Raw genomic sequence first — 21,766 nt, 5'->3', positions numbered from 1 at the left:
TACATGCTGAAATGCTGTTATTACATGATGGGATTGATATGCCTGTTGGGATTGATATGGCCGGACACCGCAAGATGCCGTACAAGAGGTAACAATTCTACACCTGCCGTCACACAGGATTCCGGTTACCTCATCGTACGAAATATAATCATCACCGGTAATAAGAAAACCCGCACCTCTATCATTCTTAGGGAAATCAGTACGGTTCCCGGCGATACCATCTACCTCAAAGATCTCGCCGAAACCCTGGAAGAGCGCCGCAAGCAGCTGCTCAATACCTCTCTGTTCCTGAATGCCACCGCCAATATCAAAAACTGGGAAGGTAACAATGCCGACCTCGTATTTGAAGTATGGGAACGCTGGTACACCTTCGCCTTCCCCATCTTTAAGCTGGCCGACCGCAACTTTAACCAGTGGTGGGTGGAAAAGGGGCGTAGCCTGGACCGCATCAACCTGGGGGTTAAAGGCACACAGGAAAATCTGACCGGCCGTAATGACGCTCTGGACGCAGCTTTCCAGTTCGGATATACACAGCGCATCGCGGTGTCCTACAACCTTCCCTATATCGATAAAAGCTTCCGTCACGGCCTGGGTATCTCTTTCTCGTATAGCCGGAACCGTGAGGTAAACGACAGCACTAGCAATAACAAACAGCACTTTTTCAGAAAAGATGAATTCCTCCGCCAGGTATATACCATCGGCCTCCGCTACAGCTACCGGAAGGCCATCAATACCCGGCACCAGGTATTCCTGAACTATAACTTTGAACGTGTAGCCGACTCCGTTGCCATCCTGAATCCCAATTACCTGGGGAAAGGCCGTACCAGCGTGCGCTACCTGGATCTTACCTACCGCGTGAGTTATATTAAGGCAGACAGCTGGGTATATCCCCTCAAGGGAATCAGTATCATGGGCGAAGCCTCCAAACGCGGCATAGGCCCCCTCAGCGATATTGACGACGTGCGTTTCCGCCTCAACCTGGCCAGGTACTGGCAGGTGAAACGCAAAACATACGCCGCCCTCGGCATGCGCGGCCAGGTGAAATTCTCCGCCGAACAACCCTACATCAACCAGCAGGCCCTGGGTTATGCAGACGACTACCTCCGCGGCCTGGAATATTACGTAATAGATGGCACCAGCTTCATAATTCTCAAATCCTCCCTCCGCCAGGAAATGCTGTCCTTCAAATTCAAACTGCCCATCGTTCCTAAAAAATTCAATTCCGTACCTGTGCGCATCCTCGCGAAAGCCTTTGCTGACGGTGGTTACGCCTACAGCAAATTCCCCGGCAACGGCTTCCTCAACAACCGCTTCCTCTACTCCGGCGGAATAGGCCTCGACATCGTATCCTTCTACGACACCTGCCTCCGCATCGAATACAGCATTAACCAATTAGGTCAAAAAGGTCTATTTTTACACACAAGCATTGATATGTAAGGATGATTAATTACGAATTACGAATTGCGAATTACGAATGTAGAAGCGAAGAGCTAAACGAAGATTAAAGGTGATAATTATAAAATATTCGCTTTAATCTTCGTTTAGCTCTTCGCTTCTACATTCGTAATTCGTAATTCGCAATTCGTAATTAACATTCATCAGTTCCATTTTAAAAGTACACTCCATGCAGGTTGCACTCTATAGCAGGGGATTTATTACAGAAGATATTGCAAATATCCGGTTGTTGCTGGATGAATTGCAGCGGGCAGAGATAACCGCCATGATTTATGAACCATTTTTCAGGACGCTGGAACAGTATATCCCGTTTGAGCATCCGCCGGCACTGTTTTCCTGCGCGGAGGATCTGCCGGGAAAAATTGACTTCCTGATGAGTCTGGGCGGAGATGGTACCCTGCTGGATACCGTTTGTTATGTAAGAGATACCAATATTCCCGTGGTAGGAATTAATTTCGGGCGCCTGGGGTTCCTGGCGAGTATCGGGAAAGATGAGATCCATTCGCTGGTACAGGCCCTGCTGGACCGTACCTATGTGGTGGATCAGCGTTCCCTGATACACCTGGATGCCAATGTGCCGCTGTTCGGCGATATTCCCTACGCGCTGAATGAATTTACCATCCATAAGAAGGATACCTCAGCCATGGTGAAGATCCATACCTACCTGAACGGGGAGTTCCTGAATACCTATTGGGCCGATGGCCTTATTGTGTCTACCCCGACAGGTTCTACCGGTTACTCGCTCAGCTGCGGCGGACCTATCGTTTTCCCGGATGCAGGCAGCTTTGTCATTACCCCGGTGGCGCCGCACAACCTCAACGTAAGGCCTATTATAGTGCCCAATGAGAGCGTAATTTCCTTTGAGGTAGAGGGGAGGAGCGATCAGTTTCTGTGTACGCTGGACAGCCGTATGGAAACGATCGACAGTACTGTGTTGCTGGCTATCAAAAAAGAAAAATTTAAACTGAGCCTGCTGCGGCTGGATGAAAGTAATTTTCTGCATACCCTCCGGAATAAATTGCTGTGGGGGATAGATGCCCGCAATCAGATTAAAATATGATGCCGGTTTTTCATTTCTAACAAATATATTGTTACATTTACAAATATATTGCCTGCTGATTGTAATCTCTATTATGCCTGTGGTTAGGCCGTTGTTTACTTGCTGTTAGCATAATGATCAGTCACACATTAAATAAATCCGGCATTTTTGCGTTTAAGTAGAACTGATTTATGCTGAAACCTTTTTTATATCCCGGGAAAATCGTGTTATCGTTACTGTTAGTAGCCGGTTCGCTGGTTGCCAACAAGGCAATGGCGCAGAACGAGGTAGAATATGTAGGGGAGCTGGGCATTTCTGTAGGCGCTGCGCAATATTTTGGTGACCTGAACCCCCGCGGGGCTTTAAATACTTTAAAGCCCGCTATTGGTATCTATTACAGGAAATACATGAACGACTACGTGGGGGTACGCGCCCATGGCCGGTTTATGCAGCTGGGGTATTCTGATGTGTATAATACCAACGAGTTTCAGCGCCGGAGAAATCTGAGTTTCAATACCAACCTGTGGGAGCTGGCATTGCAGGGCGATTTTAACTTTTTCCGCTTTGAGCCGGGTTCGCTGAACTACCGCTTTTCGCCTTACCTCACCGGTGGCGCCAGCGCGTTTTATTTCAATCCATATACCTACCTGAACGGGCAGAAGATCTACCTGCAGCCCATGCGGACAGAAGGGCAGGGAACGGCGCTGTATCCGGAAAGAAAGCCTTACGGACCGGTGTCTTTTGCATTTTTGCTGGGGGTGGGTTTCAAATATAATATATCAAGAAAAGTTAACATTGGGCTGGAAGGGTTGTATCGCTTTACCAGAACGGATTACCTGGATGATGTGAGTACCACTTACGCCGGGCAGGCGGCATTTCCGCCGTTATCCAACGGGCAGCCCAGCGTAGCCTACCAGTTGCAGGACAGATCCGGCGTCTGGGGCACGCCTATCGGCGTAAAGGACCGCCAGCGCGGCAACAGCCGGGATAAGGATCAGTACATCACCATAGAGCTCACATTAAGTATTCTTTTCACATCTTACAACTGTAAATTTTAATATAGCCGTAATATACATTCTACGGGCAGCCTTTTCTTGCCTTTGAACTGCCCGCTTCTACCTCCGGATTTCCTCAAACTCCCACTGGTATTGAGTTCGCTGTTAAAACTACGTTAAAACCCCCTCTTATGTTTTGCTAAAAAAGTCATTACTCTATTTTTGTATCTTTGCACACTTTTAGTAAATCTGTTAAATCTGATATAATACGCCTGACACAAATGAGCTTGAAGGATAAATTAGACTTACAACGGTTACCGCGCCACATTGCCATTATCATGGATGGTAACGGCCGTTGGGCTAAGGAGCGTGGACAAGACAGGTTGTACGGGCATCACGAAGGGGTGGAAAGTGTGCGCACCATCGTTACTACCTGTGCAGAACTTGGCATCGGCTACCTGACCCTATACGCGTTTTCCACAGAAAACTGGGACCGCCCGGTTTATGAGGTAAACGGCATCATGGAATTGCTTGTAAATACCATCCGCAAGGAGGTGAACACGTTATCCAGAAATAATATCAGGCTGAGTGTTATCGGCGACATGGAAATGCTGCCGCCCCAATGTCAGCAGGAAATGGAAGAGGCTATTGCGCTTACCAGCCACAATACCGGCCTTAACCTCATTATGGCCCTCAGCTACAGCGCCAGGTGGGAAATTGTGAATGCGGCCCAGAAAATAGCACAGGATGCAAAAAATGGAAAGCTGGACCCGGCTACAGTTACTCCGGAAGTATGGGAGAAATATCTCTGTACTGCCGGTCTGCCGGACCCGGAACTCATGATCCGTACAAGTGGAGAATGCCGGATCAGTAATTTCCTACTATATCAGCTGGCTTACGCGGAACTGTACTTTACAGATACCCGTTGGCCGGACTTCCGCAATGAACATCTTTATCAAGCCATCTTAAATTACCAAACCAGAGAACGGCGCTTTGGCAAAACAAGCGAACAAATTCAGCAGAATGAAGAAATTATTTCCTAAGGGCCTCCTGGCTATAGCATTATGTTGCAGTGCAGGGATTCGTGTATCCGCCCAACAGAAGGATACCGTACCTCCTGTACAGCCCCCCGCTAATCCGCCGGCCGTGTCTCCGCTCAGCATGGGAACTCCGCAACAGTACGAAATTGCCGATATCACCGTTGCCGGTACCCAGTACCTGGACAAGTCCCTGCTGCTGCAGCTCTCCGGGCTCAGCGTAGGCGATAAGGTGGTATATCCGGGCGGCGACCAGTTCACCAAAGCCATTCAAAGCCTCTGGTCTCAAAGGTTATTTGCCGATGTAACCATTTACGTCACCAAAATCGAAGACAACAAAATCTGGCTCGAAATCGGACTGACAGAAATGCCGCGTATGAGCAGCTTCTCTTTCAGGGGAATTAAAAAATCCGAAGCAGACGATATCGCTACCAAAGCCGGTCTGCGTAAAGGAAATGTAGCCAGCCAGAGCCTCAAGCAAAACGTTATCGGTACTACCCACAAGTTCTACGCCGATAAAGGGTTTGGCAACGCTACCATCAGAATCGAAGAAAAAAGAGATACCGCCGGCCAGGCTAACGCCGTAAGCCTCCTGTTCCTCGTGAACAAAGGCAATAAGGTGCGTATCGATAATATCAATATTGTGGGCAACTACAACATTGCTGACTCCAGGCTGAAGAAAAAAATGAAGGGTACCAAAGAACGTACCCGCATGACCCTCTACCCGGATACAGAACATGTGTATGTTGACTCCCTCGCGCAGGCAGACGATTTCTGGCAAACCTACGGGTACCTGCAGCCTACCAGGGCACTGGAAAAGCTGGACCCTTATTTCCGCTTTAAACTGTTCAGCTCCGCCAAGTTCAACGAAACCAAATACAACGAGGATAAAGGTAAAGTGATCGGTTTCTATAACTCCAGAGGTTACAGAGACGCGCTGATTACCAGAGATACTACCTACAAATCCAGAACAAAGAACCTCAACATTGATATGCAGATTTCCGAAGGAAAGAAATACTACTTCGGAGACATCACCTGGAAAGGGAACACCCGGTACAGCGATTCTGTACTGACCCGTATCCTCGGTATCAAGAGAGGAGATGTATATAACCTGGAACTGCTGGAGAAAAGACTCGGTAAACAAATGTCGCAGGAAGGCGGTGATATCACCGGTTACTACATGGACTATGGTTACCTCTTCTTCCAGATCGACCCGGTGGAAATCGGTATCCGCGGCGATACCATCGATTATGAAATCAGACTCCGCGAAGGCCCGCAGGCCACCATTAAGGAAGTACGTATAGCCGGTAACGAAAAAACCAACGAACACGTTATCCGTCGTGAGTTGCGTACCATCCCCGGCGAAAAGTTCAGCCGTGCTGACCTGATCCGTTCCAACCGTGAGATCGCGAACCTGGGCTTCTTCAACCCGGAGAAGATAGGTATGAACCCGGTGCCTAATGTACAGGATGGTACCGTAGATATTGACTATACCGTGGAAGAAAAAGCCAACGACCAGCTGGAGCTGTCTGCCGGATGGGGTGGTTATATTGGCCTGACCGGTACGCTGGGTGTGACTTTCAACAACTTCTCCCTGCGTAACATCTTCCGCAAGGAAACCTGGGATCCGTTACCCAGCGGTGATGGTCAGAAACTTTCCGTACGCGTATCTTCCAACGGTAAGGCATACCGTTCCTACAACTTCTCATTCACTGAGCCATGGCTGGGCGGAAAGAAAAGGAACCAGTTCTCTGTGAGCTTCTACAGCAGCTATCAGAACCCATATGCCTACAGTAACTATTACAGCAACTACTACACGCAGAATACGCAGACAACAGACGGTCACTTTAAGGTACTGGGTGCTTCCGTATCGCTTGGTAAGCAGCTGAAATGGCCGGATGACTTCTTTACGCTGATTTACTCGCTGAACTATCAGCAGTACAAGCTGAAGAACTATAACTACTTTGGTATTGCCGGTTTTGACAACGGTACATCCAACAACCTTAACCTGAAGTTCACGCTGGCACGTTCTTCCGTGGATCAGCAGATCTTCCCGCGCAGTGGTTCCAACTTCATGTTGTCTGCCCAGTATACGCCGCCATACTCCCTGTTCAATCCGGGTAAGGACTATACTTTAGAGCCTAAATCCAAACAGTTTAACTTCATTGAATACCAGAAATACCGCTTCAACGCTGAATGGTATGTGCCTTTGAGCCGTCCGATGGGTAGCGATAACAAAACCTTTGTGTTGAAAGTGGCCGCGAAATTTGGTTATATCAGCCGTTACAACAACCGCACCACGCTGTCGCCGTTTGGCCGCTTTGAGCTGGGAGGCGATGGTCTGAGTAACTTCGCGATTTATGACCGCGACATCATTTCCCAGAGAGGTTATCCGGTGTACTACTATTCCGATCCGCACATGAATGCGGAAACCGGTCAGCCGCTGGGTTACGAAGGTTTCACCGTATTCAACAAATATGTGATGGAGCTGCGTTATCCGTTCAGTCTGAATCCTAGTTCCACCATTTTTGGTCTGGCCTTCCTGGAGGCAGCCAACGGTTACCGTACCATGGAAGATTACAATCCTTTCAGGCTGCGTCGCTCTGCTGGTATAGGTATGCGCTTCTACCTGCCGATGTTTGGTCTGCTTGGATTTGATTATGGTATAGGATTTGACCGTATGCAGCCGGGCGGTGGTCTGAAAGACGCTGCTAAGTTTACGTTTATGCTGGGCTTCGAACCAGAATAATTGTGAAATAAATTTATATATTGCAAGATTAACCGGCTTCCGGTGGTTGCAATTAAAATCCATAGTAGCATGAAAAAACTATTTATTACAGCAGCTGTTGTATTAGCCATGAGCGGCGCAGTAAGTGCACAGCGCTATTGTGTGATAGATACTAAATATATCCTGGAGAATATCCCGGAGTACAAGGAGTCGCAGAAGAAACTGGATGCAGTAGCGGAGCAATGGCAGAAGGAAATAGATGCCAAGTTCCAGGAGGTAGATAAAATGTACAAGTCCTATCAGGCTGAACAGGTTATGCTCACAGAAGAGCTGAAACGCAAGCGGGAAGAGGAGATTGTAGCAAGGGAGAAAGATGCAAAAGACCTGCAGAAGAAGCGTTTCGGATATGAAGGAGATCTTTTCAAGAAGCGGGAGGAGCTGGTAAAGCCTATCCAGGATAAAGTATACAATGCCGTACAGAAGCTGTCTGCCAGCAGAATGTATGATTTTGTACTGGATAAGTCCGGCGGCACCACCATCATCTTTTCAGATCCCAAACTGGATAAAAGCGAGGAAATATTACGTTCCATGGGAGTAAAGAAGTAAGAGGCACCTATTTTTTAACTATAAGTATTTAAATTTTTTTAAACACAGACAACATCATGAAGAAGTTCGTAATTATTGCTTTTGTGGCAGTTGCCGGTTTGTTCAGCGTGAATGCAATGGCACAATCCAAAGTAGCACATATCAACGCCCAGGCGCTTGTTGGAGCTATGCCGGAAGCCAAAAAAGCAGAAACTGATCTCCAGACATTTGCTCAAGGCCTGGAAGCTGAAGGCAAAACAATGGTGGATGAGTACACAAAGAAAATGAAAGAGTTCGATGAGAAGGCAGCAAGCATGACTGAGAATATGAAAGAAATCAAAGGCCGTGAAATCCAGGATGCACAGAAACGTATTCAGGACTACCGCGATCAGGCTGAACAGAAAGTACAGGGTAAACAGCAGGAACTGCTGAAACCTATCTACGACAAAGCCCGCAAAGCCATTGAAGACGTAGCGAAAGAAAAAGGTTATGGCTATGTAATCGACAGCTCTGCCGGTCTGTTACTGGTTTCTCCTGCTGCAGACGATCTGCTGCCTGCTGTAAAAGCAAAACTGGGTATCAAATAATTAAATTTTTTGATATAAAAAGGAATGCAACCAATTAGGTTGCATTCCTTTTTTGTAAGAGAGAATAGATAGATTTTGGAATTTCGGGATTTTGGGATTTTGCAATTTGTCAAATGCAGCAAAGATTTTTGCGTATTTCTCCGCCGCATTTAACAAATTCCCAAATCTCAAAATCACGAAATTCCAAAATTTGTCCATCAAATCTCCCATAACCAAATAACTAAATCTCAAATAATTTCGGTTTTTAAATAATTTCTGCTACCTTTGCCTTCCGTTTTAAAAATAGTATCCTTTAAACGGGATGTTTTAGTATAGTACAGGTAAAAACAAAAAAAAGAAATGAAACGTACTTTTCAACCGCATAACAGACGCAGAAAGAGCGTTCACGGCTTCAGAAAGAGAATGGAAACTGCCAATGGCCGTAAGGTACTGGCTTCCCGTAGAGCAAAAGGTCGTAAGAAGCTGACTGTTTCTGACGAGCGTAAGCTGAAATAATCCAGTAGCCTAAATACTATTTGCCATAAAAACTTATTCTTTTAAGAAAGAAGAAAGGTTAAAAAGCAGAAAACTTATTGAAACGCTTTTTCGAGAAGGGAAAGCGTTTTCTGTTTTTCCATACCGTATCATTTATATGCCGGTGAAATCACCGGCTGTGAATAAGTTCCCTGTGCAGGTAGGATTTAGCGCCTCTTCCCGCCGGTTTCCCCATGCCACTGACCGTAACCGCATCAAGCGGCTCAGCCGCGAAGCCTGGCGCCTCCAAAAGCAGGGCCTCTATGATCATCTCCACGCAGAATCACGCCAGCTCGCCGTCTTCCTCATCTACACCGACAAAAAAATAGCGGATTTTTCTACCCTGCACCATAAAATTTCGGTAATTTTAGAGAAACTGAAGAGTAGCTGTTAATAAGCAGATATAGCTGACTTTGGGGTTTCTTTCATTACGGGAGTGAGTAGTAAAAGCAAACTGCTGACAACTAAAAGCTATTTGCCATATGCGCTGGTTAAGTTATCCGTTTATCTTTCTGATAAAAATCTATCAATGGTTTATATCGCCCCTGCTGGGCAGTAAATGCCGTTATACGCCCACCTGTTCACAGTATGGGCTGGAAGCATTTAAAAAATATGGCGTTTTTAAAGGCGGCTATCTCACCATAAAACGTATCTTGTCATGCCATCCGTGGGGAGGCCATGGATACGATCCCGTACCATAACAGGAAGCAGTGGTCATCATCTATCATCATATACATTCTTTGCATGCGTGCATTTTTGAATAAAAGGAAGAAACTCGCAGCAGTATTGCTCTTGCTGCTGACAGCCGGCGGTATTTTCGCATTCAGCGAAGGGGATAAATATTTCCAGATCGCTAAAAACCTGGATATTTTCGCTGCTTTTTACCGGGAACTCAATACCTATTACGTAGATGACCTGCCCCCGGAAAAGGTGATCCACAAAGGAATTGAAGCCATCCTGGAAGAGACGGACCCGTTCACCGACTTTGTGACGGAAGAAAACCTGGACGACCTGAAATTTATGGCTACCGGTAAATACGGCGGAGTAGGCGCTTCTATCAATAAAAGCGGAGACTGGACCATTATCACCGACGTATATGAAGGCAGCCCTATGTATAAAGCCGGCGTGAAACCCGGAGATATTATCGTTACCATGGACGGTAAGTCCGTGAAAAACACGCCGCAGGAAGAGATCAGCAAAACGCTGAAAGGCGCTCCCGGCACTTCGCTGGATATACTTTTCCGTAATCCCGTTTCCGGCGTGGAAACTCCCCGGAAAATCGTCCGGGAGGAAATCAATGTAAAAGCTGTCAGCTATACCGGTATTACCGGTGGCGACATCGGATATATCCGTATGACCCAGTTTACGGAAAACAGCGGCGCTATGGTGCGTGCTGCCGTACAGCAGCTGAAACAAAGCAACCCCGGTATGAAAGGGCTTATCCTGGATCTCCGCGGCAATCCCGGCGGCCTGCTCGATGAAGCTGTGGTAGTAGCCAATATTTTCGTAGATAAAAATAAACTGATCGTCAGCACCAAAGGAAAAGTGAAGAACTGGGACCGCAACTACGAAACCAGCGAACAGCCGGTAGATACGCGTCTTCCGCTCGCAGTACTCACCAACCACTCGTCGGCATCTGCCTCCGAAATCGTGGCCGGCGCCGTGCAGGACATGGACCGTGGCCTCGTTATCGGGCAGCGCTCCTATGGAAAAGGGCTGGTGCAAACTACCCGGCAGCTGCCTTATAACACCAAGCTGAAAGTAACTACCGCCAAATATTATACGCCCAGCGGCCGCTGTATCCAGGCGATCGACTACTCCCATCGCAGTGAAGACGGCAGCGTGGACTATGTGCCGGATTCGCTCCGGAAAAAATTTACTACCCAAGGTGGCCGTGAAGTCCGCGATGGGGGCGGAATTGAGCCGGATGCAACGGTAGAACCTACCTATATCAGCCAGGTAGCCGTTTCCCTGATACGCAAACAATATATTTTCGATTACGCCACCACGTATTACTATAAGCATCCGAAAGTAGCGCCGGCAGGAGATTTCAGCCTGACGGACGAAGAGTTTTCTGATTTCGAACGCTACCTGGATAACAAGGACTACAGCTATAAAACCCGTAGTGAAGACGCACTGGAAACGTTCAAGACTACCGCCAGGAAAGAGAAGTACTACGATGCCCTCACGAAGGAACTGGAAGCGCTGGAGCAAAAAATGAAACACGACAAAAAACAGGATCTCCTGAAAAATAAAACGGAAATCAAGCGCCTGCTGGAAGAAGAGATTGTAAACAGGTACTACGCCCAGCAGGGGCGCATTGCCAAGTCCCTGGCCTGGGACCGCGATGTGAATGAAGCCATCTCTGTGCTGCATGATGCAGTACGTTATAAGAAATTGCTGTCGCCCGGTAAATAATAACCGGGTAGCAGCCGGATTGCATATTTTCTGTCATTAAGCAATTGTAGCGTGAAGCATTTAACCGATCCCGAACTGGTGATACTGATGAAGGAAGACGATGAGCGGGCTTTTAGGGAAATTTATGAACGCTACTGGAAGCAACTTTATCAGCAGGCCACGCGCAAGCTGGCTACCACAGAGGAAATCAGGGATATTGTACAGGAGATATTTTTCTCCCTCTGGAAATCCCGCCGGTCACTGATCCTGCGGGAAACATTACCGCAATACCTCTTTTCCTCGCTCCGGTATAAAATTGTGGATTTCTATCGCCTGCGTGCCGTACGTACCCGGTACTACGACAGCCTGCTGGGCGAAGAAGAAAGCCTGTCCCCGGAAGTCAGTGAACACCTGCATTACCGCCAGCTGAACAGGCTGGTGGAAGAAGAAATCCGGCTGATGCCTGCCAAAATGCAGGAAGTCTTTGTTCTCAGCCGCGATCATAACCTGAATGCAGTAGAAATTGCCGAAAAATTATCCTTATCTCACCAGACCGTACGCAACCAGATCAGCACTGCCCTTAAACGGATACGCAAAAGATTGGATGAAATGCTGTGAAAACCCGTTCCCCGGCCAGTTTAAAAAAAAGTTAAAACGTATCTGGTACACTTCCTCTATTTAACCGACAAACATTTTAACGGACGTTATGAGAAAACAACAGCCGGGATATTTACCGGAGCACATCCATGCATTGCTGATAAAGCAGACCAATGCCACGCTTACAGCAGCGGAAGACCAGCAGCTGCAACGTTGGTATGATTCCCTGGCTTTCACGCCGGAAAGGGATGTATTGGATAATGGACCGGAAGAAGCTACAGAAAAGCAACTTATCTGGGAAGGAATTACAGCGAGAAGGAAGCAGCCGCGTATGAAAATTTTTTCCCTGAACACATGGATGAAGAGAGGCGCCGCCGCCGCAGTAGTCTTTTTGCTGGCTGCCGGCTCCTGGGTATACCTGCGTAACAGCAACCCGTATCAGCTGCAACTGGCTACCAGCACGGGAAAGGTACAGCAACTCACCCTGCCTGACGGCTCAAGGGTATGGCTGAATGCCAGCAGCGAGCTGCAATACAACAACTGGCAGCCGGGGAAACCACGGGAGGTGATGCTGAAAGGAGAAGCCTTTTTTGAAGTGGCGCAACGCAGCAGTGAGCCTTTTATTATTCATACGCATACGGTAGATATCAGGGTATTGGGCACTTCGTTTAATGTGAAGGCATATGCCGATGACGCCCATACAGAAACAACCCTGGTAGAAGGTAAGGTGGCAGTGACACTGAAAAAGGAAAACAACAGAACGGTACAACTGACTCCCAGCCAGAAACTGGTAGTATACAATAAACCGGCAAAGGCAACAGAAATTAAACCGGTACATCAGCGTATACACGACACCGTTAGTTATAGTATACAGCCCGTACACCCCATCTCCGGCGACAGCAACCTGGCAGAAGCTGCCTGGAGGGAACGCAGGCTCGTTTTCTTCGATCAGTCATTTGAAGACATAGCAGCAGCCTTGCACCGGTGGTACGGCGTAACAGTGATATTCAATGAGGTAACAATGAAAAAGGCGCGGTTTACCGGCAATTTCCGGGATGAAGCGCTACCACGTGTTATGATGGCTTTACAATTATCATCACCATTTAATTACTATATCAGCAATGACACGTTAATGATCAATAAATAAAAGCAGCTAGAAACAAGATGGATACTTAAAAGCAGTGAACCAATTCAATTAAAAAAGGGAAATGCTGGCACATTTCCCCCGAAGATCAACCGGCAGTTTTGGCGCCCTCTCTTGCAGGATCGGGACGCTGACGCCATTTTATTGACCTCTAACTTTCTAAAAGTATGAAAAATCAAAGACTTTCCGGGGATGGAAAAAATCCTCCCGGACTGCCGCTCAATTATGTTCTACGAACTATGAAGCTGACAGCACTTTTTATGCTTGCCGCCTGTATGCAGGTTTCTGCAACGGCCTACTCGCAAAGCAAAATAACGCTGACCACCAAGAGAATGCATCTTGCCAGACTGTTACAACTCATTGAAGAACAGGGCAAGGTACGCTTCGTGTACAGCAATGACGTACTACCCAACAACGAATTTGTATCCATCGATGTAAAAGATCAGCCGCTGGATGTAGTGCTGGGTAAAGTACTGGGCAACACCGACCTTTCCTGGAAAATGCTGGATAAGGAACTGGTAGTTATCGCTCCCGGTAATACCGTTATCCAGAATGTGAAGGTAAAAGGTAGGATCACCGATGCCAAAGGCACGCCTATTCCGGGTGTAAGCATCCAGGTGATGGGCACCTCCAAAGGTACTGCTACCGGCCCTGACGGCTCTTACCAGATCGAAACGCCGGACAATGCCACCCTGATCTTCTCCTTCATCGGTTTCATGGAACAGCGTATCGCTGTTAACGGCCGTACCACCATCGATGTGGTGATGAAAGAAGATATGAAGGGCCTGAACGAAGTGGTTGTCGTAGGTTACGGCTCCCAGAAAAAAGCAAACCTGACAGGCGCGGTAGCCACTATTTCTCCCTCCACCATCGCCTCCCGACCTGTGACCTCGGTACAGAACGCCCTGCAGGGCGTGACGCCGGGTGTAACGATCTTAAACCGCACCGGCGATGTAGGTAAAGACGTGGGTGGTATCTCCATCCGCGGCCGCAGCAGTATCAACACAACAGGCTCTGGTCCGCTGGTGGTGATAGATGGTATCATCTCCACTTCCAACGATATGGCGACCCTCAATCCGAATGATATTGAGTCCATGTCCGTACTGAAAGATGCGGCTTCTTCCGCTATCTACGGTTCCCGTGCAGCCAACGGCGTATTGCTCATCACCACCAAACGTGGAAAGGAAGGCAAAATGTCTGTAGATGTAAATGCTACCTATGGGCTTACTTCTCCTACCCGCACACCTAAGTATCTGGGTTCGGCTGATTATGCCCGTTTATACAATGAGGCCAGAATGAATGACGGCAATACGCCACAGTACACGGAAGAACAGATTAAGAAATATGCTGATGGCAGTGATCCTGACCATTATCCAAGTACCAACTGGTATAAGGAAGCATTGCGTAAGAACGCTGATTTCAAGGATATTCAGATAGGCGTTAGCGGTAGCTCCAAAAATACCGTTTACTACCTGAGTATGGCTTATCAGAACCAGTTATCGCTGGTGCCTACCAAAACGCTGGACAGATATGCCATGCGCCTGAACACTTCCACCCAGGTATTACCTATCCTGAACGTTGCAACCAATGTGGCTTTCGTAAAACAGGATATTAATAACAGGGGAGATGAAATGACCTGGACTGAATTAAACCGTATTTCCCCCACTGCAGTACTCCGCCATTCCGATGGTTCATGGGGTTCTATGGTAGATGGCAGGGAAAATGGTAACATCTCCAAATCCAATCCGGTTCGTAACAACTATGTCGGTGGCCGTGGCTGGGATAAAAACAATGCATTTACTGGTGGCATCAACGGTACGCTCACTCCGTTGAAAGGCTTATCCATAAAAGGACTCATGTCACTGAAACTGGATAACCGCATGGCTAACCGCTTCTGGAATACAGTTGACCCGTTGGTGAATTTCGATACCAGGGCCACTATACCAGGTACCGGTGTTATTCTGAACAAGATGCAGGAGAAGTGGAGCCAGCGCCAGGTTTTACTGGCACAGGCCTATGCTGAGTATGAAAGAACGTTCAACAGGCATTATGTGAAAGTAATGGCCGGCGCATCTCAGGAAAGTAATACCTACCGTAACGTGAACGTTGGCCGTAAAAACTTCCTGTCCAACAATCTGGGTACAGTAGGTGCTGGTAGCGGTTCTGTGGATGATATGTTCAATACGGATGATGACCAGATGACCGACTTCGTTACCGACAGAACCAAGCAGGCTGCAAATGGTTCCTATTCTGAAGTGTGGGCCATCCGTTCCTATTTCGGCAGGGTAAACTACGTTTTCAACGATAGATATATGCTGGAAGGAAATATGCGTCTTGATATGTCTTCCAGGTTCGCTCCCGGACACCGCCTCGGTGCTTTTCCGTCTTTCTCTGCAGGCTGGCGCATGTCAGAAGAATCCTTCATGAAGGATATCAAATGGATCGACAACCTGAAACTCCGTGCTTCATGGGGTTCCCTGGGTAACGAGGCAGTAGTGCCTATCGGCAACTATTATGAATATATCGGTCTGTATCCCGGGGTATACAGCTTTGAAGGAAATATGGTAAATGGTACTTATCAGGCCAGAGCCGCCAATCCGCTCACGTCCTGGGAAACAGTAGTGATGAGCAACTTCGGGGTAGATGGTACTTTCTTCAATGGTAAACTGAATGTTACTGCAGATTACTTTATCAAGGATACGAAAGACATGCTGATAGAACAGTTGCTGGATCAGGTAATTGCGCTCAAACCGGCATATGCCAATGGCGGACGTATGCGTAACAAAGGTTTTGAAATAGCGGCTTCGTATAACGGAACCATTGGAAAGGACCTCACTTTCACGGTTGGCGCCAATGTCTCCAAAATAAAGAATAAAATTCTTACCCTGGGAAGTACTAATAACAGAATACACGATACTTATTACATAGACAGGGAAGGAGAAGCATATAATTCCTTCTACGGTTGGGAAGCAATCGGATTATTTAAAGATGCAGAAGATGTGAAGAACAGTGCTGGTCAGTCAGGTATTATCCAGAAACCCGGAGATATCAAATTTAAAGATCAGAATAACGACGGCGTAATCGATTCAAAAGACCGTGTAGTACTGGGTAATGACATTCCGTGGATGAACTACGGTATTAACCTGAACGTAGGTTATAAGGGTTTTGACCTCGGCGTATTGACCTATGGCGTTGCCAATGTAAAAACATACCTGAGCAATGAGGCATCTGTAGCATTCTTCAACGGTGGTAAGGTGAAAGAATATCATCTGAAACGCTGGACCAAAGAGAATCCTGATCCTAATGCCGCTTATCCGCGTTTAAGCATCAGCGACAAAACCAATACAAATCCTATTTCATCTTTCTGGTTATATAAGGGAGATTATTTCCGTATCCGTTCCATCACATTGGGGTATACATTACCGGCAGCATGGGCCAAGAGGGCTGCCATGCAGTCGGCAAGGATATACCTTTCTGCCAATAATCCGTTCACTTTCATGTTTGATAAACGTATAACGGATTATGATCCTGAAATGGTTTCGGGTCGTGGCGCTTACCCAGGTGTGAAAACATGGGCAGTTGGTGTTAATGTGAAATTCTAACCTGCAAAATGAAAAAAATGAAAAAACAAATTATAACAGGTGCAGCGCTTTCCATGATGCTTATCTGGAGCAGCTGCAGCAAGGATTTTCTGAATCGTATCCCTGAAGATAAAGTAACTACAGATAATTTCTGGAATACGCAGACAGATGCTACCAATGCATTAAATGCCGTATACGGGCAACTGGGAGATGGCGGCGCTGGTATAGCGTCCCTTATGGATGGTCAGAATGCCATCTATGAAGATGGTGCATCTGATAATGCATTGGCCCAATATCCGTGGGAAAGTAATGCTACCGTGATTGCGTTGGGCAATATCACGCCTATCAACGATGATGGATTCGATTTTCAGGGTATCCGGAAAGCGAACGCCTTACTGGAAAATATTGACAAGGTGAAAGGAATGTCCGCAGACCTGAACAAACGCTGTAAAGCGGAAGCCAGGGCCTTACGTGCATTTTATTTCATTTCGCTGGTGCTGAGATTCGGCGATGTGCCGCTGGTAACCAATACCACTATGGGAAACCTGCCCAGAGACCCGAAGGATAAAGTAGTAAAATTCATCTACGATGAACTGGATGCAGCAGCTGCTGATTTACCGGAAAGCTATTCCGGCGGCTATCCGAACGAGAAAGGCCGTATCACCAAAGGCGCTGCCCTAGCGCTTGCTGCCAGAATGCACCTCTACCAGAGCGATTATGCTGGCGCATTAAAGTATGCAAAGGCAGTAATGGATATCCCCGGCTACTCCCTGTTTAAAGTAGCTGCTGAAGATGCCACAGATGCAGCTGACAACTATAAAATCTGGGTAGACTTTGCGGATAACACAGAAGAGAAAAAATTCCGCCTGGGCTTACGCAGCTACGAACAATTGTTCTGGGCTGCCAACAAAGGCAATGCAGAAGTGATTTTCGACAGACAGCACGTATTCCAGAAAGATCCGCAGTCAGAAAACACCTACCTGCTGCCTTCCAACTTCGGCGGCTGGAGCTCTGTTACACCTACACAGGAACTGGTAGACGCCTACGCCAGCTTTAAAACCGGCGACCCGCTTACAACTACCATTGACGCTGCTACCCGTGGCGACCGCTATAAAGTAAGAGATAACGGCAATATCCAGCCGTCATTCTACACTGAATTCCGGAACCGCGATCCCCGCTTTTATGCTACCGTAATGTTCGACAGTACCAGATGGAACCGATTGGGCGGCGCCACCACCTTTAAATGGAGAAAAGGCGGCTCCAACAACTCTAAAACCGGTTATAACTTCAGAAAGCTCGTAGATCCTGCTGCTTATCCTGATTACGACAACTGGTCCAATCATATCATTATCCGTTACGCGGAAATACTGCTGACTTACGCAGAGGCCAAAAACGAAATCAGCGGACCTGATGGCAGTGTCTACGATGCTATTGACCAGATCCGTGAAAGAGCCGGTATGCCTAAACTGGATCGTGCAAAATATGCGGGTCAGGCCGCCCTGCGCGAAGCCATCCGTCACGAACGCCGCATAGAACTGGTGCTGGAAGGTAACCGCTATATGGACATCCGCAGATGGAAAACAGCCCCCGCCGTAATGAACAGAAAAGTTTACGCTATTGACGGTACCGAAGCCGACACCCGCGTATGGTCTGATCGCCTGTATCTCTTACCTGTGCCGCAGTCCGCAATTGATAAGAATGCGAAACTGCTGCCTAATAATAATGGATATTAAGCGAAGGAATTACGAATTGCGAATTACGAATTACGAATGAGGAGCGGAGATGGAAGCGAATCATAAAATGACAGAAGCCGTCCGGAACTATCCGGACGGCTTCTGTCATTTTATGATTGTTCTTCACCTAATATTCTTTATCCGCTATCATCTCCGCTCCTCATTCGTAATTCGCAATTCGTAATTCGTAATTCGTAATTCCCGCCCAATTATGATTTGAAGAAAATAGTTATTATTTTAACAAACTTATTGTGGATTAACGATATTTTTTCAAAACCTAAAAGGGTAGACATGCCAGTAAATTCCAACGAACGCTCACGCCGGAACTTTATCAGCAAATTTGCCAAAGGCGTAGTGGGTGCATCCCTGCTGCCGGGCATTATTACAGCTGCTGACAGAAAACGGAACATTGTATCACTTTCCCGCCTAAACGAAAAATACAGCGCAAACGATCATATTCAGGTAGCGCTTATCGGCGCCGGCGGTATGGGCACGGCAGATGCCAACACAGCCATTACTGTACCCGGCGTAAAGCTGGTAGCTGCCTGCGATCTCTATGACGGCCGCCTGGCGGATGCCAGAAAGAAATGGGGTAACGATATTTTTACCACCCGCAACTATAATGAAATCCTTGACCGTAAAGATATTGACGCCGTTATCATTGCGGTGCCTGACTTCTGGCACAAGGATATTTCAGTTGCCGCCATGAACAAGGGAAAATCAGTGTATTGCGAAAAGCCAATGGTACATGATATCTCCGAAGGGCCGGCAGTAGTAGAAGCTCAGCAACGTAACGGTAAAGTGGTATATCAGGTGGGCAGCCAGGGGATGAGTTCCCTCGGCAACGAAAAAGCGCGCCAGCTGCTGAAAGATGGCGCCATCGGTAAACTCAACTATGCAGAAGGTTTCTGGGCGCGTATGTCGCCTACCGGCGCATGGCAGTACCCGATCCCGGCTGATGCCTCTCCTAAAACAGTTGATTGGGACGCCTATCTGAAAAATGCTCCCAAACGCGATTTCGATCCGCTGCGTTTCTTCCGCTGGCGTAACTACCGCGATTACGGAACCGGCGTTTCCGGCGATCTCTTCGTACATCTCTTCTCCAGCCTGCACCTGGTAACAGGCTCCCTCGGACCCAATAAAATCATGGCTACCGGCGGTCTCCGTTACTGGAAAGACGGCAGAGAAGTGCCCGATGTCATGCTGGGCATGTTCGACTATCCTGAAACTGATATACATCCTGCCTTCAACCTGTCACTGCGTGTGAATTTCGTGGACGGTACCGGCGGTACCAACTACCTGCGCATGGTAGGCAGCGAAGGATCTATGACCGTTGAATGGGATAAGGTCACCCTGTTGCGCAACCGCAATAATGTAGATGAGAATGATCCGCTGGCTGCCGCCAATGCTGCTGCTGAAGCGGGTAAAGCATATACTTACCACCGCGCGGAAATGCTGCCGCCGGATAAAGTAGAGTATGAAGCAGATAAAGGTTATAAAGGCGCGCATTTTGATCACTTCTACAACCTGTTCAATGCGATGCGTACCGGTGGTAAAGTAGCGGAAGATCCTACCTTCGGTTTCCGTGCAGCCGCACCTGCATTGTTATGCAACGAAAGCTATTTCAATAATAAGATCATCCACTGGGATCCTAAAAATATGAAACTCGTTAAGTAACCAATCGTGCAACATATGAAAAAATTATTAGTACCTGCATTATCCGTGATAGCTGTTACGGTAATGTCCTGCGGTGGCGGCGCCACAAAAGAGGCTAAAGATTCCACAGTAGTTACAGATACTGTGGCCACTTCGCCCGTAGCTGCGGCGGATACAACCGTTATCACCTCCCTGAGCGAGGCTGATAAGGCTGCCGGCTGGGAACTGCTGTTCAACGGTACCAGTAAAGACGGCTGGCGTGGCTTTAAAGGTAAATCCACCGATACCTGGGTAGCGGAAAACGGTATATTACACTGCCTGGGCAGCACCACCGACAAAAGCGACAAACGCGGTGATCTTATGACCGACAAGGAATATGAGAACTTTGAATTGTCGGCCGACTGGAAGCTGGCCGCACAGGGCAACAGCGGTATCCTGTACATGGTTACCGAAGAATTTGATGCCCCCTATCTGAGCGGTCCGGAATACCAGATCATTGATGATAATAATTTCCCGGAAAAGCTGGAAGACTGGCAGAAGAGCGGCGCCAACTACGCCATGAATCCGCCGCTGGTAATGGCAGCCAACCCGATCGGGCAATGGAACAATACCCGCATCGTTGTCAATAAAGGACATGTGGAACACTGGCTGAACGGTCAGAAAACAGCAGAATACGATCTCTGGACAGACGACTGGAAGAAGCACAAGGCAGAAGGCAAATGGAAAGATGCCAAAGGCTACGGAATGGCTAAGAAAGGCCATATCACGCTCCAGGACCATGGTAGCGAAATATGGTTCAAAAACATGAAAATCAAAAAAATGTAGTTATTTGATTATTTGAGATTTGATTATTTGTATAAAGCAGGATTCCCCTCTGAGCTTCAGAGGGGAATCCTGTTTTTATACAAATCTCAAATAATCAAATAATCAAATAGACTCGTATCTTTTGTTGATGGCGTTCCAGTCAACTACGTTCCAGAATGCGTTCAGGTATTCCGGACGACGGTTCTGGTACTTCAGGTAGTAGGCATGTTCCCATACGTCTGCGCCGAGAAGAGGAGTACCTTTTACTTCAGCTACATCCATCAGTGGATTGTCCTGGTTAGGGGTGGAAGTGATTTCCAGTTTGCCATCCTTTACCAGCAGCCATGCCCAGCCGGAACCGAAACGGGTAGCGCCTGCAGCATTGAATTTTTCTTTGAAGGCATCGAAAGAGCCGAAGGCGCTGTCGATTGCTTCAGCCAGTTTGCCGGTAGGTTTACCGCCGGCGTTAGGAGCCAGGCTGGTCCAGAAGAAGCTGTGGTTCCAGTGACCGCCGCCGTTGTTTCTTACAGCAGGGCTGATTTTACCAGCGTTGGCAACCAGTTCTTCCAGTGATTTATTCTCATTCTCCGTACCTGCCACTGCTTTGTTCAGGTTATCTACATAAGCCTGATGGTGCTTACCATGGTGAATTTCCATTGTCAATTTATCAAAATGAGGCTCTAACGCATCATGTGCGTAGGGTAAGCTCGGAAGTGTAAATGCCATAACTCAGTTTTTATTGGGTTTATAAATATTATTTGCTGTCAAGTCGCCAAATTTACTGCCAATCCGTTAAAAATCAATTTCCATTTTTTCACATATGCTGATACCTATCTGCTGAAAATACTGCGTCATATTGAAAATTATTTTATATTTACATATACTCGGTTTAACAGGACGTACCATCAGACATGT

18 protein-coding genes are annotated in these 21,766 nt (G+C 47.5%); 17 read left to right on the top strand and 1 reads right to left on the bottom strand.

All coding sequences use genetic code 11. From position 1 onward, the window contains the following. The first annotated feature begins 24 nt into the window (after positions 1 to 24). The 17 genes from GWG06_RS16350 to GWG06_RS16270 all read left to right on the top strand — a co-directional run bounded on the left by GWG06_RS16350 (position 25) and on the right by GWG06_RS16270 (position 20,872). Positions 25 to 1,437: a POTRA domain-containing protein gene (locus tag GWG06_RS16350; RefSeq protein ID WP_160714490.1), complete on the top strand. Its 1,413-nt coding sequence runs from the start codon at positions 25 to 27 to the stop codon at positions 1,435 to 1,437. Between the two features lie 187 nt (positions 1,438 to 1,624). Continuing rightward, entirely contained in the window at positions 1,625 to 2,515 is an 891-nt protein-coding gene (locus tag GWG06_RS16345; RefSeq protein WP_127041548.1) for an NAD kinase, read from the top strand. A gap of 170 nt (positions 2,516 to 2,685) precedes the next feature. Then, on the top strand, positions 2,686 to 3,552 hold the full coding sequence (porG, locus tag GWG06_RS16340) for a type IX secretion system protein PorG (protein ID WP_127041550.1): 867 nt from the start codon (positions 2,686 to 2,688) through the stop codon (positions 3,550 to 3,552). 218 nt (positions 3,553 to 3,770) lie between these two features. Then, positions 3,771 to 4,532, top strand: coding sequence for an isoprenyl transferase (locus tag GWG06_RS16335; protein WP_127041552.1), 762 nt, complete (start codon positions 3,771 to 3,773; stop codon positions 4,530 to 4,532). After that, positions 4,513 to 7,275, top strand: a complete 2,763-nt coding sequence (locus GWG06_RS16330) for a BamA/OMP85 family outer membrane protein (protein ID WP_127041554.1) — start codon at positions 4,513 to 4,515, stop codon at positions 7,273 to 7,275. Before GWG06_RS16335 ends, GWG06_RS16330 begins: the two co-directional genes overlap by 20 nt. A 69-nt stretch (positions 7,276 to 7,344) precedes the next feature. Next, the gene (locus tag GWG06_RS16325; RefSeq protein WP_127041556.1) at positions 7,345 to 7,860 is read left to right on the top strand and encodes an OmpH/Skp family outer membrane protein; all 516 of its coding nucleotides are present in this window, start codon (positions 7,345 to 7,347) and stop codon (positions 7,858 to 7,860) included. Between the two features lie 56 nt (positions 7,861 to 7,916). Beyond that, the gene (locus tag GWG06_RS16320) at positions 7,917 to 8,426 is read left to right on the top strand and encodes an OmpH/Skp family outer membrane protein (protein ID WP_127041558.1); all 510 of its coding nucleotides are present in this window, start codon (positions 7,917 to 7,919) and stop codon (positions 8,424 to 8,426) included. A 339-nt stretch (positions 8,427 to 8,765) separates the two neighbouring features. Continuing rightward, positions 8,766 to 8,921 (top strand): 50S ribosomal protein L34, encoded by a 156-nt coding sequence (gene rpmH / locus GWG06_RS16315; RefSeq protein ID WP_012788729.1) that lies wholly within the window; start codon positions 8,766 to 8,768, stop codon positions 8,919 to 8,921. Positions 8,922 to 8,934: 13 nt separating this feature from the next. Then, entirely contained in the window at positions 8,935 to 9,333 is a 399-nt protein-coding gene (locus GWG06_RS16310; protein ID WP_338076695.1) for a ribonuclease P protein component, read from the top strand. 88 nt (positions 9,334 to 9,421) lie between these two features. Beyond that, the gene (gene yidD / locus GWG06_RS16305; RefSeq protein WP_127043282.1) at positions 9,422 to 9,640 is read left to right on the top strand and encodes a membrane protein insertion efficiency factor YidD; all 219 of its coding nucleotides are present in this window, start codon (positions 9,422 to 9,424) and stop codon (positions 9,638 to 9,640) included. A 43-nt stretch (positions 9,641 to 9,683) separates the two neighbouring features. After that, complete coding sequence (locus GWG06_RS16300) at positions 9,684 to 11,357, top strand: S41 family peptidase (RefSeq protein ID WP_160714488.1); 1,674 nt, start codon at positions 9,684 to 9,686, stop codon at positions 11,355 to 11,357. A 51-nt stretch (positions 11,358 to 11,408) separates the two neighbouring features. After that, positions 11,409 to 11,954 carry an RNA polymerase sigma factor gene (locus GWG06_RS16295; protein WP_127043284.1) on the top strand — a complete coding sequence of 182 codons (546 nt, stop codon included), beginning with the start codon at positions 11,409 to 11,411 and terminating at the stop codon, positions 11,952 to 11,954. An 88-nt stretch (positions 11,955 to 12,042) separates the two neighbouring features. Then, positions 12,043 to 13,080 carry a FecR family protein gene (locus GWG06_RS16290; RefSeq protein ID WP_127043285.1) on the top strand — a complete coding sequence of 346 codons (1,038 nt, stop codon included), beginning with the start codon at positions 12,043 to 12,045 and terminating at the stop codon, positions 13,078 to 13,080. A gap of 164 nt (positions 13,081 to 13,244) precedes the next feature. Further along, on the top strand, positions 13,245 to 16,679 hold the full coding sequence (locus GWG06_RS16285; RefSeq protein ID WP_160714486.1) for a TonB-dependent receptor: 3,435 nt from the start codon (positions 13,245 to 13,247) through the stop codon (positions 16,677 to 16,679). A gap of 17 nt (positions 16,680 to 16,696) precedes the next feature. Beyond that, on the top strand, positions 16,697 to 18,391 hold the full coding sequence (locus tag GWG06_RS16280) for a RagB/SusD family nutrient uptake outer membrane protein (RefSeq protein WP_158631618.1): 1,695 nt from the start codon (positions 16,697 to 16,699) through the stop codon (positions 18,389 to 18,391). Between the two features lie 291 nt (positions 18,392 to 18,682). After that, positions 18,683 to 20,068: a Gfo/Idh/MocA family protein gene (locus GWG06_RS16275; RefSeq protein ID WP_127043288.1), complete on the top strand. Its 1,386-nt coding sequence runs from the start codon at positions 18,683 to 18,685 to the stop codon at positions 20,066 to 20,068. Between the two features lie 15 nt (positions 20,069 to 20,083). Then, positions 20,084 to 20,872: a 3-keto-disaccharide hydrolase gene (locus tag GWG06_RS16270; protein WP_160714484.1), complete on the top strand. Its 789-nt coding sequence runs from the start codon at positions 20,084 to 20,086 to the stop codon at positions 20,870 to 20,872. A gap of 102 nt (positions 20,873 to 20,974) precedes the next feature. On the opposite strand, the gene GWG06_RS16265 is transcribed toward GWG06_RS16270, so the two are convergent. Beyond that, the gene (locus GWG06_RS16265; RefSeq protein ID WP_127043290.1) at positions 20,975 to 21,577 is read right to left on the bottom strand and encodes a superoxide dismutase; all 603 of its coding nucleotides are present in this window, start codon (positions 21,575 to 21,577) and stop codon (positions 20,975 to 20,977) included. Positions 21,578 to 21,766 lie beyond the last annotated feature (189 nt).

The organism is Chitinophaga solisilvae (genome assembly GCF_009928525.1).
Classification (GTDB): domain Bacteria; phylum Bacteroidota; class Bacteroidia; order Chitinophagales; family Chitinophagaceae; genus Chitinophaga; species Chitinophaga solisilvae.
Note: the sequence above shows the minus strand (reverse complement) of the source record. Positions and strands in the feature narration are given on the sequence as shown.

What these genes read in the sequence shown, in the direction of transcription:
- GWG06_RS16350 (WP_160714490.1), top strand. Translation starts at nt 25, where the DNA reads ATGATGGGATTGATATGCCTGTTGGGATTGATATGGCCGGACACCGCA.
- GWG06_RS16345 (WP_127041548.1), top strand. Translation starts at nt 1,625, where the DNA reads ATGCAGGTTGCACTCTATAGCAGGGGATTTATTACAGAAGATATTGCA.
- porG (WP_127041550.1), top strand. Translation starts at nt 2,686, where the DNA reads ATGCTGAAACCTTTTTTATATCCCGGGAAAATCGTGTTATCGTTACTG.
- GWG06_RS16335 (WP_127041552.1), top strand. Translation starts at nt 3,771, where the DNA reads ATGAGCTTGAAGGATAAATTAGACTTACAACGGTTACCGCGCCACATT.
- GWG06_RS16330 (WP_127041554.1), top strand. Translation starts at nt 4,513, where the DNA reads ATGAAGAAATTATTTCCTAAGGGCCTCCTGGCTATAGCATTATGTTGC.
- GWG06_RS16325 (WP_127041556.1), top strand. Translation starts at nt 7,345, where the DNA reads ATGAAAAAACTATTTATTACAGCAGCTGTTGTATTAGCCATGAGCGGC.
- GWG06_RS16320 (WP_127041558.1), top strand. Translation starts at nt 7,917, where the DNA reads ATGAAGAAGTTCGTAATTATTGCTTTTGTGGCAGTTGCCGGTTTGTTC.
- rpmH (WP_012788729.1), top strand. Translation starts at nt 8,766, where the DNA reads ATGAAACGTACTTTTCAACCGCATAACAGACGCAGAAAGAGCGTTCAC.
- yidD (WP_127043282.1), top strand. Translation starts at nt 9,422, where the DNA reads ATGCGCTGGTTAAGTTATCCGTTTATCTTTCTGATAAAAATCTATCAA.
- GWG06_RS16300 (WP_160714488.1), top strand. Translation starts at nt 9,684, where the DNA reads ATGCGTGCATTTTTGAATAAAAGGAAGAAACTCGCAGCAGTATTGCTC.
- GWG06_RS16290 (WP_127043285.1), top strand. Translation starts at nt 12,043, where the DNA reads ATGAGAAAACAACAGCCGGGATATTTACCGGAGCACATCCATGCATTG.
- GWG06_RS16285 (WP_160714486.1), top strand. Translation starts at nt 13,245, where the DNA reads ATGAAAAATCAAAGACTTTCCGGGGATGGAAAAAATCCTCCCGGACTG.
- GWG06_RS16280 (WP_158631618.1), top strand. Translation starts at nt 16,697, where the DNA reads ATGAAAAAACAAATTATAACAGGTGCAGCGCTTTCCATGATGCTTATC.
- GWG06_RS16275 (WP_127043288.1), top strand. Translation starts at nt 18,683, where the DNA reads ATGCCAGTAAATTCCAACGAACGCTCACGCCGGAACTTTATCAGCAAA.
- GWG06_RS16270 (WP_160714484.1), top strand. Translation starts at nt 20,084, where the DNA reads ATGAAAAAATTATTAGTACCTGCATTATCCGTGATAGCTGTTACGGTA.
- GWG06_RS16265 (WP_127043290.1), bottom strand. Translation starts at nt 21,577, where the DNA reads ATGGCATTTACACTTCCGAGCTTACCCTACGCACATGATGCGTTAGAG.